The sequence below is a fragment of the Exiguobacterium sp. s133 genome, from assembly GCF_018618595.1.
Lineage (GTDB): Bacteria > Bacillota > Bacilli > Exiguobacteriales > Exiguobacteriaceae > Exiguobacterium_A > Exiguobacterium_A oxidotolerans.
The window spans coordinates 43067-59948 of record NZ_JACSMK010000007.1; the positions used below are offsets into that span (position 1 = coordinate 43067).

General features: G+C 46.4%; 19 protein-coding genes and 1 pseudogene. 16 read left to right on the plus strand and 4 right to left on the minus strand.

Annotated elements, in window-relative coordinates; all coding sequences use genetic code 11:
• Nucleotides 1-48 precede the first annotated feature (48 nt).
• The 5 genes and pseudogenes from KNP96_RS10600 (at nt 49) to KNP96_RS10620 (ending at nt 5797) form a co-directional block, all read left to right on the plus strand.
• A complete protein-coding gene (locus KNP96_RS10600; protein ID WP_088836170.1) occupies nt 49-348 on the plus strand; it encodes a rhodanese-like domain-containing protein in 300 nt (99 codons plus the stop codon).
• Between the two features lie 46 nt (nt 349-394).
• Nucleotides 395-1813: an MBL fold metallo-hydrolase gene (locus KNP96_RS10605; RefSeq protein WP_214770401.1), complete on the plus strand. Its 1419-nt coding sequence runs from the start codon at nt 395-397 to the stop codon at nt 1811-1813.
• A 173-nt stretch (nt 1814-1986) separates the two neighbouring features.
• A complete protein-coding gene (locus KNP96_RS10610; protein ID WP_214770403.1) occupies nt 1987-3792 on the plus strand; it encodes a mechanosensitive ion channel in 1806 nt (601 codons plus the stop codon).
• Nucleotides 3793-3834: 42 nt separating this feature from the next.
• Nucleotides 3835-4904, plus strand: a pseudogene (locus KNP96_RS10615) (amino acid permease); the annotation flags it as partial.
• 110 nt (nt 4905-5014) lie between these two features.
• On the plus strand, nt 5015-5797 hold the full coding sequence (locus KNP96_RS10620) for a GNAT family N-acetyltransferase (RefSeq protein ID WP_214770405.1): 783 nt from the start codon (nt 5015-5017) through the stop codon (nt 5795-5797).
• 182 nt (nt 5798-5979) lie between these two features.
• Here the strand turns inward: KNP96_RS10620 and KNP96_RS10625 are convergent, their stop codons facing one another.
• Both KNP96_RS10625 and KNP96_RS10630 read right to left on the minus strand, forming a co-directional pair.
• On the minus strand, nt 5980-6432 hold the full coding sequence (locus tag KNP96_RS10625; protein WP_353048347.1) for an NUDIX hydrolase: 453 nt from the start codon (nt 6430-6432) through the stop codon (nt 5980-5982).
• Entirely contained in the window at nt 6429-7511 is a 1083-nt protein-coding gene (locus KNP96_RS10630) for a nitric oxide synthase oxygenase (RefSeq protein WP_214770410.1), read from the minus strand. The genes KNP96_RS10625 and KNP96_RS10630 overlap by 4 nt, the downstream gene beginning before the upstream one ends.
• A gap of 184 nt (nt 7512-7695) precedes the next feature.
• Between KNP96_RS10630 and KNP96_RS10635 the strand changes: the two genes are divergently transcribed.
• Nucleotides 7696-8553, plus strand: a complete 858-nt coding sequence (locus KNP96_RS10635) for a YihY/virulence factor BrkB family protein (RefSeq protein WP_088836176.1) — start codon at nt 7696-7698, stop codon at nt 8551-8553.
• A 78-nt stretch (nt 8554-8631) separates the two neighbouring features.
• Here KNP96_RS10635 and KNP96_RS10640 read toward each other — a convergent pair whose 3' ends face one another.
• Entirely contained in the window at nt 8632-9486 is an 855-nt protein-coding gene (locus KNP96_RS10640) for a sulfite exporter TauE/SafE family protein (RefSeq protein WP_214770412.1), read from the minus strand.
• 119 nt (nt 9487-9605) lie between these two features.
• On the opposite strand from KNP96_RS10640, the gene KNP96_RS10645 reads away from it, so the two are divergent.
• The 9 genes from KNP96_RS10645 (at nt 9606) to KNP96_RS10685 (ending at nt 14967) form a co-directional block, all read left to right on the plus strand.
• Nucleotides 9606-10463 (plus strand): LysR family transcriptional regulator, encoded by an 858-nt coding sequence (locus tag KNP96_RS10645; protein ID WP_214770414.1) that lies wholly within the window; start codon nt 9606-9608, stop codon nt 10461-10463.
• Between the two features lie 105 nt (nt 10464-10568).
• Nucleotides 10569-10832, plus strand: a complete 264-nt coding sequence (locus tag KNP96_RS10650) for a metal-sensitive transcriptional regulator (protein WP_029332497.1) — start codon at nt 10569-10571, stop codon at nt 10830-10832.
• A 57-nt stretch (nt 10833-10889) separates the two neighbouring features.
• Nucleotides 10890-11369: a DsrE/DsrF/DrsH-like family protein gene (locus KNP96_RS10655; RefSeq protein WP_088836179.1), complete on the plus strand. Its 480-nt coding sequence runs from the start codon at nt 10890-10892 to the stop codon at nt 11367-11369.
• A 78-nt stretch (nt 11370-11447) separates the two neighbouring features.
• Nucleotides 11448-11753: a rhodanese-like domain-containing protein gene (locus tag KNP96_RS10660; protein ID WP_214770531.1), complete on the plus strand. Its 306-nt coding sequence runs from the start codon at nt 11448-11450 to the stop codon at nt 11751-11753.
• A 26-nt stretch (nt 11754-11779) separates the two neighbouring features.
• The gene (locus tag KNP96_RS10665) at nt 11780-12076 is read left to right on the plus strand and encodes a rhodanese-like domain-containing protein (RefSeq protein ID WP_088836180.1); all 297 of its coding nucleotides are present in this window, start codon (nt 11780-11782) and stop codon (nt 12074-12076) included.
• Between the two features lie 48 nt (nt 12077-12124).
• Nucleotides 12125-12691, plus strand: coding sequence for a sulfurtransferase TusA family protein (locus tag KNP96_RS10670; protein ID WP_088836181.1), 567 nt, complete (start codon nt 12125-12127; stop codon nt 12689-12691).
• A 31-nt stretch (nt 12692-12722) separates the two neighbouring features.
• A complete protein-coding gene (locus KNP96_RS10675; protein WP_214767259.1) occupies nt 12723-13859 on the plus strand; it encodes an MBL fold metallo-hydrolase in 1137 nt (378 codons plus the stop codon).
• 50 nt (nt 13860-13909) lie between these two features.
• Nucleotides 13910-14137 carry a sulfurtransferase TusA family protein gene (locus KNP96_RS10680; RefSeq protein ID WP_029332503.1) on the plus strand — a complete coding sequence of 76 codons (228 nt, stop codon included), beginning with the start codon at nt 13910-13912 and terminating at the stop codon, nt 14135-14137.
• Nucleotides 14138-14190: 53 nt separating this feature from the next.
• Nucleotides 14191-14967, plus strand: a complete 777-nt coding sequence (locus tag KNP96_RS10685) for a sulfite exporter TauE/SafE family protein (RefSeq protein WP_029332504.1) — start codon at nt 14191-14193, stop codon at nt 14965-14967.
• Nucleotides 14968-15022: 55 nt separating this feature from the next.
• On the opposite strand, the gene KNP96_RS10690 is transcribed toward KNP96_RS10685, so the two are convergent.
• Nucleotides 15023-15406 (minus strand): DUF302 domain-containing protein, encoded by a 384-nt coding sequence (locus tag KNP96_RS10690; RefSeq protein WP_088836183.1) that lies wholly within the window; start codon nt 15404-15406, stop codon nt 15023-15025.
• A 184-nt stretch (nt 15407-15590) separates the two neighbouring features.
• Here KNP96_RS10690 and msrB point away from each other — a divergent pair, with 184 nt between their 5' ends.
• Nucleotides 15591-16691, plus strand: a complete 1101-nt coding sequence (gene msrB / locus KNP96_RS10695) for a peptide-methionine (R)-S-oxide reductase MsrB (RefSeq protein WP_214770416.1) — start codon at nt 15591-15593, stop codon at nt 16689-16691.
• The last annotated feature ends 191 nt before the right edge of the window (nt 16692-16882 follow it).

A 16882-nucleotide genomic window follows, 5' to 3' on the forward strand; every position in this document is an offset into this window, starting at 1 on the left:
TGAGCAGAAATCATTTTGCCGAACGGGCAACAAAAGGAGAGAAACTTCATGAAAAACATGTCGACGACTGAACTTGAACAAACACTTCAAACGGATGCATCAATCCAGTTGATTGATGTCCGCGAAACGGATGAATACGCAGGCGGTCATATCGAACAGGCTAAAAATGTTCCATTATCTGAATTGACGGAACGCACGGCTGAACTGGATGCCTCTCAACCGCTCCACGTCATTTGTTTATCGGGTGGACGGAGTATGAATGCTTCGATGTATTTGGAACAAGCAGGCTTCGACGTCACGAACGTCGACGGCGGAATGATGAGCTGGGAAGGAAACGTCACACGCTAAGCAACGATCAATCGGGTACGACCATTCAACTAAAGGAGGAATCGTTATGTTATTACGCTATTTCTATGATGAAAAATTAGCACAAGCTTCATATATGGTAGGGTGCCAGAAGACAGGGGAAGCGATCGTCATCGATCCGGCACGAAACATCGAACCGTATCTCAAAGAAGCGGAAAAAGAAGGGCTTCGAATTTCGGCGACGGCGGAAACACACATTCATGCCGATTTCGTCTCTGGGACACGCGAATTCGCGAAGCGTCTCGGAACGACAGCTTATCTATCAAACGAAGGCGATGCTTCTTGGAAGTATGGTTTTGCTTCAGAGATTGATGCCCGTCTCGTCAAAGACGGGGAGACGTTCAAAGTCGGGAATGTGACGCTTGAAGTCATGCATACACCAGGTCATACGCCGGAACACATCTCGTTTGTCTTATACGATCGTGATCAGACAGTTCCGATGGGGATTTTCACAGGTGACTTCGTTTTCGTCGGCGATATCGGACGTCCGGATTTACTGGAAGAAGCAGCCGGTATTCAAGGAACGACAGCCCTCGGTGCGAAGCAAATGTTCCAGTCCTTGAAACGCTTCAAACAACTGCCTGACTTCACACAAGTCTGGCCGGGACACGGTGCAGGAAGCGCGTGCGGGAAAGCCCTCGGTGCTGTTCCGACATCGACGGTCGGCTACGAAAAAGTGACGAACTGGGCACTCCGGATGGAGGATGAAGCGGCATTTGTTAAAGAATTAACAACGGATCAACCAGAACCACCGAACTACTTTGCGATGATGAAAAAAGTCAACAAAGAAGGCATTGTCGTGACGACAGAAGTTGATCGTCCACGCCTTGCTGAAGCGAACACGGTGGAAGAACTCGTCAAGACGATGCAAGTCGTCGATACACGAGACGGAAAAACATTTGGTGCCGGACATGTACCGGGGACAATCAACATTCCCTACAATTCGAAATTCGTCGCCTGGGCAGGCTGGTTAGTCGATTTCAATCAGGATATCGCCATTCTCGCAGCAACGGATCAACTGGAAACGATTCAAACGGATTTACAATCGATCGGACTGGATCGTTTCGTGACATTGATTGATGTCGAAAAACTGACAGCGAGTCAGTTAACAGAAAGTTATCCGGACTGGACAGCAGACAAAGCCATCGCAGCAGCTGAAGCCGGTGACGTCTACGTCCTTGACGTCCGAAATAAAACAGAGTGGGAGGAGAGCCATTATGAACAGGCTCACCGGATTTTACTCGGAAAACTTGCGTCACGTCATGAAGAGCTTCCGAGCGACCAACCGATCGCCGTCCACTGTGCGTCAGGGGTCCGGTCACGGATGGCGGTCAGCGTCCTCCAATCACTCGGTGTGAAGAATGTCATTAACATCGATGGCGGGTATGCAGCGATTGAAGACGTCTTACACGATCAGACCGTCGCCGGAAAGGCAACGTCACGTTAATCAAATAAACAATGTCGAAACGGATGATTCTCGCGAGGGTCATCCGTTTTTTAGTGTTTCTTGAATTGTCTGTCAATTTGACTGAAAGCGTGTTTACTTCATTCACAACAGGGGGAAATGATAGATGTAAAGGTATGCCGATAATCCATTTTTTAAAAAAGGAGTGTGACAGGATGAACAATATGTGGAACGATACTTCGCTAAACCTGAACGGAATGTTCGGTGTTCTTGGTAACATATTAGGTGCACTACTTGTGTTCCTAATTGGTTGGCTGATCGCAAAATTAATTGCGAACGGCATTCAAAAGGCACTAGAAAAGTCAGGTGTCGTCAAGAAGTTGATGCCAGAAAAGTCAGCTGAAGCGACAACGAAGAAAAAGAAATGGACACCAGAAAAAGTCGTTGGAACAGTTATTTTTTGGGTCTTAATGGTTTTTGTACTAATTTTAGTGTTCAACATTCTTAATCTTGGCATCATTGCAGCACCACTCGCAGACACAATGAGCACGCTGCTTGCGGCAATTCCGAACATCTTAAAAGCTGCACTCGTTCTACTGTTCGCCTATATTATTGCCGTCGTCTTACGGATGGTCATCGTCAAAGGTGGAACAAAGTTGATGGCGAACGAAAAGGTTCGTTCAAACAAGATGTTACAAGGACAAGCCGATCTATCGAACTATCCAAAAATTGCCGGGGATATCGTCTTCTACTTGGTTTTATTGATTTTCCTACCAGGTGTACTTGATGCCCTCAACATTGACAGTGTTTCGGAACCGTTCAGTCAACTGTTATCCTCGTTCTTAAGCTTCATCCCACGACTAATCGCAGCAGCAGCTATTTTGCTAGTTGGGTTCTTGGTCGCAAAAATTGTCCGCGATATCGTGACGAACTTCCTTCATGCGATTGGGATGGATAAATTTGCTTCCCGTTTTAACATCGGGACAGACAATCAAAAAGATTCAAAATCGGTCTCGTCAATTCTCGGGACAGTCGTCTTCATCTTGATTTTGATTCCGATCACGATTTCAGCACTTGATCAACTGAACATCGAAGGAATCAGTGCACCAGCAATCAACATGCTAAACGATGTCCTCGGAATGATTCCGAACATTGTAATCGGCGTCGTCTTGATTCTCGTCGGTGTCTATGTTGGACGATTTGTAAAAAAATTCGTCACCGACCTTCTCGTCCGACTCGGTTTTAACAATTTGACACGTCACTTGAAAATTGGAAACTGGGATGCAAACAATACGTCGATGTCACCTTCTTCACTCGTCGGTGCTCTCGTTGAGATTATCATCGTCGTCCTGTTCGTCGTCGAAGCCTTTAACCTGATTGGTCTGAACTTCATGGTCGATCTTGGACGAGCTGTCCTTGCCTTCCTTCCGAGTGTCTTGACGGCGATTGTCATTCTCGCAATCGGGATTATCGTCAGTAACTTGGTCAAACGCGCGATGGATAGTTTGTTCGGCAGTTCTGATCTTAAAGTCCTATCGAATGTTGCACGTTATGCGATTTTAGCCCTCGCGATCTTCATGGCACTCGATCAACTTGGCGTCGCAGCGACGATCGTCAACTCGGCCTTCATCTTGATTCTCGGAGCAGCCGCCCTTGCCTTCGGCCTCGCCTTTGGTTTAGGTGGTCGCGATAATGCTTCGCGCTACCTTGATCGTCTCGAGAAGAAAGCAGAAGAGACAGAGCTTGATACGTCGAGTCTTGCTTCGGACCGAACTCCATCAGCTCCTAAGCCAAGCCTGAAAGAAGCGGCTAAAGGTGCAGCTTCGAAAGCAGCAGATGATGTCACGCCAGACCGTGCCCCACGTGCTTCCCGTCCGACGGAATCGACTGATGAGAAACCGACGCACGGTAAGCCAAAAGGTGCGCTTCCTGAAAATGATTTGGCACAACAGGATGATTATCCGATTGACCCAGATGGAAATCGTGGACCAAATCTTGATCATCCAAACGATCGTCCGTAAGTAACGTGTAACTCCTTCGCTAGTATGCGAAGGAGTTTTTTACTCGGAATCGGTGCCATCATTGGTACAGGTATTTTCGTTTTAATAGGAACAGGCGCCTTATACGCAGGTCCAGCATTACCGGTCTCATTCATTATTTCAGCCATCGTTTGTGCGTTAGCCGCCCTCTGTTATGCCGAATTTTCCTCGATGATTCCTGTCTCGGGTAGTGTATATACATACACCTACGCTACGATTGGCGAACTCGTTGCCTGGATCATCAGGTGGTGTTTAATTTTAGAATACGGTCTGGCTTCGAGTGCCGTCGCGACAGGGTGGTCAGGTTACTTCCGATCTTTGTTATCGGAATTCGGCATTGAACTTCCGACGGCGCTCCGTGCTGCACCGGGCGCCGTATCTGGCAGTGAAACGTTCTTTAACTTACCGGCATTCTTGATTTTGATGATCATTACGTTCTTGTTGTCACTTGGAATCAAGGAAACAAAACGTGTCAATAACGTGATGGTACTCGTTAAAGTCGCCGTCGTCATCTTGTTCATCGTCGTCTCTGCAATTATGGTCGGAATCGTCCCGTTCAAACAATTTGAAGGTGTCGATAGTCCGGTTTCGCTTGCGTTAAAAGTCGCAGGTCAAAACTGGGTTGCCGGATTGGAGCCATCGTCGGGATGACGACAGTTATTCTTGTCATGACATTTGGTCTCGTCCGTCTGTTGTTTGCGATGAGTCGTGATGGATTATTACCGAAAGTTTTCTCGGACGTCAATGAAAAATCGTATACACCGGTCAAGGCGACTTGGATTCTCGGTACCGCTTCTGGTTTGATTGCTGGATTCGTCCCGCTCGGTACGTTGGCGGAATTGATTAACATCGGAACACTCGCTGCGTTCGCATTAATCTCCGTCGCCGTCATCATCTTGCGTCGGACGCGTCCGGACTTGAAACGGGCGTTCAAAGTCCCGTTCGTCCCGGTTCTCCCGATTTTATCGGTCCTTGCTTGTATCATGTTAATGTTGAATCTCCAAACCTTTACGTGGATTGCGTTCTTCATCTGGACGGCGATTGGTTTGCTTGTCTACTTCGGTTACGGAAGAAGCCGTTCGAAATTAAATTAAGTACATGATCACTCTCGATTTCATCGGGGGTGATTTTTTTGTTGGAAACAAGTGCAGGAAACATCTTGTAAAAAGTCGAACGATTGAAGAGAGAAGAGGAGGGACTACATATGATTCATATTAAAAGAAATCCTGATTTAGAATCTGCCTACAACGCGATGCAAGAAGGGTTCAGTGATTACATGATTCCGCTCGGTTTGTCACTTGAAGTGTTTCAGGAACGGATTTTGACGCGAGATGCCAATCAATTGAAACACTCGTTTGTCGCCTTTCATGGAGAACGACCTGTCGGGTTATGGCTGAACGGCCTCAAGAAAATTAAAAAAGAGCAAGTCATGCGGTGTGGCGGGCTTGGCGTAGATCCGCAGTATCGCCGTCTCGGCATCGCAAAAGCATTATACGAGGCTCAACTAAGTTATGCGAAAGAGCTGGAAGTCGATCGATTAATGCTTGAAGTCATCCAAGGTAATACACCTGCAATTGATTTGTATCACCAGCTTGGCTACCGCCAAGACCATGAACTCGGTTATTTTCAGCGCGATGAACCGAACCAGGTGAATCCACTCGTTGAGATTGATGAAGTGGCATTTGAACGGAGATACGCCCAACAAGGCGAATACATTTGGCAACAAGATCCGGGCGTGATGAAATATAGAAAGGCCACCTATTATGAACTGGATGGAGCATTCATCGCTGCTTCAAACGACTCGATTTTTGCCATTGTGACGGAAGAATCGGAGGTCGCGCGCATCGCAACGGAAGCGACCCGACGTTTGAGTGGAATGACGTATCAATTGCAGTCGACGAATCCACTCGTCTGGGAAACATTGCGTGCAGAAGGATGGGCGCAACGTGATTTAAAACAATTCGTCATGAGTAAAGCCATTCGTTAACGAAAAAAATAGCCATCGTTCGGAAGTAGCAAGCACTACTTTAGAACGAATGGCTATTTGTCATGTCCATAAGCTGATCATGACGAGGATGGCGAAAATTACGAATAAGATTCCAGTGCCACCCAGCATGATAAGCATAATTTTGTTCATCATTGGAAAATGCCTCGTCTCTAAGAATGAATTTATGAAGAAATACTTGCTATATAATCTTGAATCATCACAAGATGCGAACCGACGATGTTATCCGGTAAGTCCGTCAGGGACACATACGTCAATGCAACACTTTCATCACTGACACGGAGTGTGCCGGAAGTATCGGAAGCAACGTAGGCGAGGGTGACACTTTGAAAGACATCCCCGTTCGCGAGTGTCGTGACGTAATTTTTACCGGAGTAGACACCGAGCAGCTTGAGCGTCTTTGCGACGAGTCCGGTTTCTTCGAATAATTCGCGTCGGGCCGTCTCTTCCGTCGATTCTTCCCATTCCATGAGACCACCCGGAAGACCGAAACGTGCTTGTTCTTCATTTCGTTGTTCGAGTAAAATCTGACCTTCCTTAATGACGAGGACGACGGCACCGACTAAAATCAGTGGAGTGGGTCCGACTAAATCACGGATGGATTTGACGTAATTCACCACGGCACCTCCTGGTGGAACGGGCATCCCGTGGCTTGCGTCTGTTTCGGGAAAAAGTTCGGTCGCTGTAACGCATTGTCATAATTTTTATGGAAGACATGTGTCGCTGCTCCGCTCATCGGCGGAACGAGCCACGACCATTCCCCAGTGACGTCGCGACCGCAAGTGGCTTCATTTTTTTCGAACCGGGCGAATTGTTTGGCCGCCGTATGATGATCGACAATCGTCACTCCGGACCTCTCGAAGGATTCGAGGACGGCGACATTGAGTTCGACGAGGGCCCGGTCTTTCCATAAGGCGCGCTCACGGGACGTGTTCAGACCAAGTTGTTCAGCGACAAGCGGTAAGAGATTATAACGGTCCGCGTCAGCAAGGTTACGGGCTCCAATTTCAGTTCCCATATACCAGCCATTGAACGGAGCACATGGGTACGAAATGCCGCCGATTTCAAGACGCATATCGGAAATCATCGGGACGGCGTACCACTTGATGTCGCGTCCTGCGAACAAATCATAGTCGGGATGGATGATTGTAACTTCAAGAATCAGTTCTTGTGGAATCTCATGGAGTGTTACTTGACCATCGAGTTCAACCAACAGCGGTAAAATATCAAAGGCGGTCCCGTGTCCCATCCACCCAAGTGCCTGACATTGTTTCGTGAAAGCGGTGGATGCGGGATCACCAAGTACGCCGTCGGCCGTTTCGTAGCCGGCGTAACGAATCAGTTGATGATTGAGGACGCGGACACGTTGCGGATGGAAAATCGTGATTGTCGAACGGATCCGTCCCTCATTGGTGGCGTGGCGAATGTGGTGGAACAACGCGTCTCGAATCGCTTCGATCGTTGTCGCCGCACGGGCATCGATGACGTGCAGTTGATCCCAAAAGAGCCGTCCGATGCACCGGTTGCTGTTACGCCAAGCAAGTTTCGCTCCGAACGTCAATTCGTCCGTTGTTTGTGTATAGTTTCCCGTTCGTAAAATTTCTTCGCGCACGTCGTTCAAACGATTTTGTGTATGTGGTGTCTCTTCTATATAAGTCGTCAAGAAGCGTTCTGCTTCGTCTAGTAAATGTTGCACGGCGTTTGAGTCCTTTCTTCATCCAAAGCGACAGAGTTTCTTATTCTAGTGTACAAGGTGAATGGAGGAAGCGCCAACTCATAGCAATTGCCTGTTTTTCGATACGTTCAAAAGACGTTCACAGATTAAGTGGGAGCGGGAAGGGGGATAGATAAGAGAATCAATCGAAAGTGAGGAACATGGCATGTCTTTAGTCAAACCGGTTTTTATTCGCTTTTTTGGCGAAGCTTTTTTCGATAAGTCGGCACAGCTGGCCTATTATTTGATGTTGTCCTTATTTCCATTCTTATTATTCGTTGTCGGATTAGTATCTTTTTTACCATTCACTTCCGGTGAAGTCCTTGATTTGATTCGTCCTTTCGCACCAGCGGAAACCTATGATTTAATTCGCCGAAATGTCGTAGGGATTTTTGACGAAGGGGGATTGAAACTTGCTTCGATTAGCTTCGTCGCAGCCTTTTGGCTCGCCTCGATGTCTGTCCAGTCGCTCGTCCGGTCCCTCAATGATGCCCTCGAGGTGACAAGGAAAGTGCCGTTTTGGCGGGGCTTATTACAAGACTTCGGATTTACGATTGGGATGATGTTCATCTTGCCGTTTTCGCTACTTGTTCCGGTCGCCGAGAAATTGGCCCGACGCTTCATCAATCATTTTGCACTCATCGCGGATGTTGCAGCAGACTATTCGTCCATTTGGTTTGTATTCCGCTGGGGGCTCGGTTCCTTGTTTCTATTTGTGTTCTTTGTATTGTTGTATCGCATTTTACCGAGTGTCCGTTTGACGATTCGTCAAGTACTCCCGGGGGCATTATTTACGACGATTGCCTGGCAGGTCGTATCGGAAGTCTTCTCATACTATGCGGAGTTTGGGAGTTACAATCGTCTCTACGGTCAGCTCGCAGGAATCATCGTCTTGATGACCTGGTTTTATTTATCCTCCGTTGTTTTGATGCTCGGTGGATTGATGAACGCAGAACGGATGCGGCAGAAAAAAGAGGCGAAGATCATGAAGCCTGAAAAAATCAAAAAAGAAACTGTCCGCTGAGGGCAGTTTCTTTAGTTTGCACGTAAAGGGTTATGAAGATTGTTTTCGCTGTGGACGCGATTCAAAAAGACTCATGTCCTAGGAATGTCTACTTCTTACTTTTTGATAGAAAAATAGAAGCAATAGCCCAATCGTAAAGATGCCGAGCAAGATGAGCGATCCTGTTTCCTGCTCTAAGACTTTCAAGACGACACTGACGGCGACGACGGCGTAAAAGATGCCAAGACTCTTTCGGACGAAACGATCTTCGAACAGATGAAGCAAGGAAGCACCAATCGGAGAGCCGATAAACGCACCGACGATTAAAGCAATGCCGAGATAAAGCGGAGCTTCGGTACCGGAAGCAAGATAACTGGTGACACCGCCGAGGACGATCAGTGTCGCCGAGGCGATGCTCGTGCCGATGGCTTGTTTGAGTGGGAAACGGACCCATCCCATCAAGAGTGGCGTAAGCAGGAAGCCACCACTGACCCCCATGAGGGAGGAGAGAATCCCGGCAGCAAATCCGATGACGATCAATTTATAAAGATTCGCTTGTGTGATATGTCCTTCGACTGGTTTTCGTTTCGATGGTTTTAAGAACTGAATCGCAAACCACGTCAACAAGACGATGTAGAGGGCAGAAATCATCGCATCGGCTCCGGTCCGTTGTTCGAGCCAAAAGACGACCGGTGTGATGACGGCAGAACCGACGATCCCGGATAATCCGACGGCTAACGCATCACGGACATTAAAATTTTTCAGACGCATATGGGATACCGTCCCGGTCACGGTCGAACCGAGTGTCAATAACAGACTGAGGACGATCGCGGTACTGGGTGGATAACCGAGGATTAATAAGAGAGGAGTTAAAATAATCCCTCCGCCGATTCCGAAAAAGCCGGATAAGATACCAATTGTTGACCCTAAAAGTATAAACAGGATGAATTCCATGCAGTAAACCCTTCTTTCTTTTGTTCTTAATCTATCTTTACTGTACAGCGTGATGATTGATTACGAAAATAGATTATACTGATCTAAATGATTATAAAGGTTAATGAGGAGGGGAAAGAATGCGTCTCCACGAACTAAGAACGTTTATTTCATTAGTCGAAACGAAACACTTTACGAAGACAGCAGAACAACTCTATATTTCACAACCAACGGTCAGTCTGCATTTAAAACGGTTAGAAACGCATTTTGGACAAGCGTTGATTCACCGGCATTCCTTTAATAAGACGATTGAAATATCAGAAGCCGGACAATTGGTTTATCGCCACGCGAAAGAAATCCTGCATCAAGTGGAGCGACTCGATCAAGAGATGGATGAACTCGAGGGGCTTGTCCGCGGTCATTTGAAGATTGCTGCGACACATACGATTTATGAAACGATGCTCGAAAAAATGATCCATCGTTTTGTAAATCTGTATCCGGAAGTCGTGATTGATGCGAAATTGATGAATCAGGAACAAGTCGAACAAGCTGTGCTTCATTACGAAATTGATTTAGGTCTAGTCGAAGGAGTTGTCGAAGCACCACAAATTGAGGTAACGCCGTTTACATTCGATCGCCTCCGGGTGATTGGTCGACGAGAACTTGACCTCAGTGAGGCGACATTCATTTACCGTGAGGAGGGGTCTGCCGGGCGAGCAGCACTCGAATCCTGGTTAGCGACGAATGATATCGTTCCGCAACGTATCATTACGGTCCATTCGAATCGTCTCGTCAAACAGTTGATTGAAAATGGAACGGGTATTTCGATGATTTCCGAGCGGTTGGCGGGAGAGATGCTCGATTCAGCAAACTACCGGTTTCACAACGAAGATCCGGTTCACAAGCGGACTTTTCAATTCGTGACGTTAAAGGGACAACCGACGCGGCTTTCCGAGAAGTGGATGGCGATGGTAGTGGAAGAATTCAAACAGAATTAAAAAAAGAAAACTTTTCCGTTGACTTATACCCCCATAGGTATTAAAGTATGAAATGTACCAACGAGGTATGACGAACGTCACACGAAAAAGGAGAGTGGTCTTCAAATGGAAAAATTATATGAAGATCGAATCATTCATCGAATGAACCGGATTGAGGGACAACTACATGGCATCGTCCGTATGATGAAAGAGGATGCTTCTTGTAAGGATGTCGTCACACAGCTCAGTGCGACACGTAGCGCGATTGATCGTGTCATCGGACTGGTTGTGAGTGAAAACCTCATCGGTTGTGTCAAAAATGATGAGACAGAAGAAAATCATGAACAGGCTGTTGCAGAAGCCGTTCAATTGCTTTTAAAAAGCCGGTAAAATTTTTTAGAATAATTTATACCCCTATGGGTAAAAGTAGACGGAGGAATTAGTTAAATGTCAGATGTTAAAAAAACAACGATTGTATTGTTCAGTGGAGATTACGATAAGGTGATGGCAGCATATATCATCGCAAATGGAGCAGCAGCGTATGATCACGAAGTCACGATTTTCCATACGTTCTGGGGATTAAACGCGATGCGTAAAGATGAACCGATCCAACCGGATAAAACGTTCCTCGAAAAAATGTTTGGTAAATTCATGCCACGCGGTGCAGATAAAATGCCACTTTCGAAAATGAACTTCGGTGGTGCCGGTCAAAAAATGATCAAAAACGTCATGAAAAAACACAACGCAATGCCACTTCCGGATTTGATTGAACTTGCAAAAGAACAAGACGTGAAGCTTGTCGCTTGTACGATGACAATGGACTTGCTTGGTCTGAAACAAGAAGAATTGCATGATGGGATTGAATACGCAGGTGTTGCAGCATACCTCGCAGACGCAGAAAACGGAAACGTCAATCTCTTCATCTAACTTAGAGAATGGAGGCATCATAAAGTGGATATCTTAACCGTTGTTTTTCTACTGATCGTCGCGTTTCTTGCTTACCGCATGTTTGTACCGACGAAAGGTGTCGCGAAAATCTCAACAACTGAACTAAAAAGTAAATTAAATGAGCGTAATCGGTTTTACTTGGACGTCCGGACACCGGGCGAATTTAAAGGAAACCACATTAAAGGGTTCAAAAACATTCCGCTCCAAACGTTACCGGCACAACTCGACAAAATTCCGAAAGACAAGGAAGTTATCGTGATCTGTCAAAGCGGGATGCGAAGTAAACAGGCTGTCAAGCAACTCAAAAAAGCAGGTTATCCGAACGTAACGGAAGTATCAGGCGGCATGAATGCGTGGCGCTGAACGTAAACTAAAGGAGGATGAAGTAAATGAAACGACTAACCGCTAAAGAAGTACAGGAAAAGCTTGAAAACGGGGAACACTTAAACATCATCGACGTACGTGAAGTCGACGAAGTGAAAGAAGGCAAGATTCCTGGAGCGAATCATATTCCGCTTGGTCTCGTTGAATTTAAAATGAATGAACTCGATAAGAAAAAAGAGTACGTCATGGTTTGTCGTTCTGGTGCACGCAGCGGTCGCGCGACAACATATCTCGAAGGACAAGGCTACAATGTCATCAACATGGATGGCGGCATGATGTCCTACGAAGGAAAAACAGAGTAAAAATTTTAATCTTAAATATACCCCTAGAGGTAAAAGGAGCGAATACTTTTGCAGACAATTAAAACAGACGTTGTACTTGACGCACGTGGACTCGCTTGTCCGATGCCGATCGTCCGTACGAAAAAATCAATCAAGACACTCGAACCGGGTCAAGTCATCGAAGTGCAGGCAACCGATAAAGGGTCAACCGCTGATTTACGTGCTTGGGCGAACAGTACCGGCAATCAGTACCTTGGAACGATTGAAGAAGGGGACGTGTTACGTCATTACGTCCGGAAGTCTTCCGGAAACGATCAGGAAGCTCCTGCTTTCACACAAGTAGTGAATAACGAGACACTTGAAGCAGTGCGCTCAAACGACGACGTGCTCGTTCTCGATGTACGTGAAACAGCAGAATATGCCTTTTCACATATCCCGAACGCGATCAACATTCCGCTCGGTGAGCTCGACACACGCAGTGATGAACTCGATAAAACCAAAACGATTTACGTCGTTTGCCGGACAGGCAGCCGGAGTGATCTCGCATCACAACAACTGGATGCAAAAGGATTCACGGTTCAAAATGTCGTACCGGGCATGAGCCAGTGGACGTTTGATACGGCAACGACTGTTTAATTACTAAACCGCTTAGGAGGAACAACAACAGATGGCACATGCAATGACGACTCAAGAAGTCACACAAAAAGTTATTAACCGTCAACCATTCTTTATCTTAGACGTCCGGAACGAAGATGCATTCGCGGACTGGAAAATTGAAGGTGAAAACTTCAATTATTTGAACGTTCCATACTTTGATTTACTCGATGGTGTCGAAGACATTCTCGATCAACTGCCGACGGATCAAGACGTTCTCGTCGTCTGTGCAAAAGAAGGTTCTTCTATCTTCGTCGCTGATTTGTTAGAGGAAGCAGGACGGACTGTTTCTTATTTAGCAGGTGGCATGAAGGCATGGAGCGAGCACCTCGAACCGATTTCACTCGGAACATTGAATGAGACGGGTCAAGATCGTGGTGAAGTCGTTCAGTTCGTCCGAATCGGAAAAGGATGTTTGTCTTACATGATCATCTCGGAGGGCGAAGCGGTCCTCGTAGATGCAACACGGATGACAGATGTCTATCTTGATTATGCAGCAGCACGTCATGTCAAAATCACACATGTGTTTGATACACACTTACATGCCGATCATATTTCAGGTGGTCGTGAAATTGCTGAAAAAACGGGTGCGACCTATTGGTTACCACCAAAAGATGCGACAGATGTGACATTCGAATATGCGGCACTTGAAGATGGCAGCCATGTGCAAGTGGGGGATACACAAATCGACGTCCTTGCCCTTTATTCCCCGGGACATACGATTGGTTCGACATCATTCGTCGTCGATAACCGGTATCTCTTAACGGGTGATATCCTGTTCATCGATTCGATTGGTCGCCCTGACCTCGCAGGTCTTGCGGACGACTGGGTCGGTGACTTACGAAACTCGCTTTACAAGACGTACCGTGAACTTTCGAACGACTTGATCGTGCTTCCGGCACACTTCATGTTGATTGAAGAGTTGAACGCAGATGGCAGTGTCGCGGAGAAACTGAATGTTCTCCTTGCGAACAATCACGGTTTGAACATCGAAGACGAAAGTGTCTTCCGTAAGATGGTGACAGAGAACTTGCCGCCGCAACCAAATGCGTATCAAGAAATCCGCGAAACGAACATGGGTAAGAAGACACCAGATCTCGAAACACAACGTGAGATGGAAGTCGGTCCGAACCGGTGTGCCGTTCGTTAATCAGCTCGAAAACTAAACTAAAGCAAGCAACTATTAGGAGGAATTCATCAATGAAATCAGAACTCGTACTCGACGCAAAAGGACTTGCATGTCCAATGCCGATCGTCAAAACAAAAAAAGCAATCGCAGGACTTGAATCAGGACAAATTTTAGAAGTACATGCAACGGATAAAGGTGCTAAAAATGATTTACAAGCTTGGGCAAACTCAGGCGGTCATGAGCTCGTTAAACACGAAGAAGAAGCGAGTGTATTGAAATTCTGGATTCAAAAAGGGTAATTCAAGTTTAAGGGGGCTGCTGACAGTCCCCTTTTTTTAAAGGAGTGATCCACATGGAAATCGGTTTTATTATTACCATCTTCTTAATCGGTTTCGTCGGTTCGTACATCTCCGGGATGTTAGGAATTGGCGGATCGATCATCAAGTATCCGATGTTACTTTATATTCCACCGTTGCTCGGATTTGCGGCGTTCTCTGCTCATGAGGTCGCAGGAATCAGTGCCATTCAAGTATTTTTTGCGACGATTGGCGGCGTCTGGGCGTATCGTAAAGGTGGTTACCTGAACAAATCGTTAATCATCAACATGGGTGGAGCGATTTTGATTGGGAGCTTCATCGGCGCATATGGCTCGAACGTCTTAGCGGAAGATACAATCAATCTCGTCTACGGCATATTAGCGTTAACAGCTGCTGTCATGATGTTCGTTCCGAAAAAAGGGCTCGATGACATTCCGCTCGATCAAGTGAAGTTCAATAAAGGTATCGCAGCAAGTGCTGCCTTCATCGTCGGGATTGGTGCTGGAATCGTCGGTGCTGCCGGAGCTTTCTTACTTGTTCCAATCATGCTTGTCATCTTAAAAATTCCAACACGGATGACGATCGCTTCGTCCCTCGCGATTACGTTCATTTCTTCGATTGGCGCGACCGTCGGTAAAATCACGACGGGGCAAGTCGATTGGGGTCCTGCAGCGATCATGGTTGTTGCCAGTCTGATTGCGGCGCCACTCGGAGCAATCGCCGGGAAAAAGATGAATACTAAAATCCTACAAGTGACCCTTGCTGTCTTGATTCTCGCGACAGCAATCAAGATTTGGCTTGATATTTTATAAACAGACAAAAAACGAGTCGGTATCGTCAAAAGACGAAACCGGCTCGTTTTTTTGCTTACTTGCTTGCGTCGATGACGTGAAGCAATTGATCTTCGACTTCTTTTGCGACCTGTTTTAATTGTTCATCTTCAACGAGCGCAATCAGTGCTGTCGGACGTGGCATGCCGATTTTCGTTTGTCCATTCTCCGTAAAGACAGCCAGTTTACAAGGTAGGAAGTAACCCGCACGTCGTTCAGCTGACAGGACGCGGTGTGCTTCTTTCGGGTTACAGACTTCGAGAATATGATACTCGCCTTCAAAGTCGAGTCCCTTTTCATCTAATTTTCCTGCTAAATCGAATTCCCAAAGGACACCAAATGAAACTTTTTGGAGCTCCTCTTTCAAACGTGTGATGGTTTTTTCTGTTGAGTGTTCAGTCGTAACTGTATAATCAAACATCGATACCCCTCCTGGTGTTTAGTCTTAAAGCTATTCCCTACTTTTTCATTAAATAATCATTCAGCATCAGATGTGCAATTTTGAGGCACGGTCAACGACAAACTATGTGAAATCAAGGTACATTAGAAAAAAGACATCTAACCATTCACCCGGAACGTATGCTTTAAAAAGGAGGCGAAGGGAGATGAAGAAGCGAATGTTGACGATTCTATCCGTCGTTGCATTACTTGCCATCATGATTGGCGGGTATTTTGTTTTCCAGCAGCAACAGGCGAAGTCGAGCGGAAGTAAAGAACTGACCTATGCGAAAGAGGAGACGGCGATTTTAGCAGGGGGCTGTTTTTGGTGTATGGAACCGCCATTTGAGGAATTGAAGGGCGTGAAGTCCGTCATCTCGGGTTATACCGGCGGTGACGTTGAAAACCCGACCTACAATCAAGTGTCTGCTGAGACGACCGGTCACCGGGAAGCCGTTTTGATTACGTTTGACCCGACTGTCATTTCGTACAAACAGTTACTCGATGTCTACTGGCGCCAAATCGATCCAACCGATCCGAACGGTCAATTCGTCGATCAAGGCGAGTCGTATACGACAGCGATTTTTTATACAAACGATGACCAAAAGCAAATCGCTGAACAGTCAAAACAAGACCTGGCAGACCGCGGCATCTTTGACGACAAAATCGTCACACCTTTGATTGAGTCCGGTCCTTTTTATGAGGCGGAGGCATATCATCAGGACTACTACTTGAAGAGCGAGAAAAAGTATAAGTTTTACCGTGCCGCTTCCGGGCGAGATGAGTTCATCGACCGCTACTGGACCGATCAACCGAAACTCGATTTACCGAAGTATGACAAGTTAACGGATGCTCAAAAGAAAGCAAAATTGACCGATATTCAGTATAAAGTTACGCAAGAAGACGGGACCGAACCTGCCTTTGACAATCCCTATCACGACTTAAAAGCGGACGGGATTTACGTCGATCTGATTTCTGGTGAACCGCTCTTCTCATCAAAAGATAAGTACGACTCGAAAACAGGATGGCCCAGTTTCAGTCAACCACTCGAGCCTGGGAATATCATTGAAAAAAGTGATTTTGCCCTCGGGATGAAGCGGATGGAAGTCCGGAGTCGTCATGGCAACGCCCATCTCGGTCACGTCTTTAACGATGGTCCTGAGCCGACCGGTCTTCGGTACTGCATGAACTCGGCAGCTCTACAGTTCATTGCGAAGGAAGATTTAGAAAAAGAGGGGTACGGTCAGTATCTGTCTGAATTTAAATAACATATGCGCCCCATCCTTTCGTTCGAAAGGGTGGGGTTTCTTCTGAAAAAAAGCAGGGGGACCAAGTCGTTCGGTCAAGTGAATATTTTTCCTTTCGAAATTGTAAGGTAATATAACGAAAAAATTATCATATTTATCCAAATATTGTTTATACTTGAGAAAAGCACGATTTATTTTTCTTAAGGAGGAAC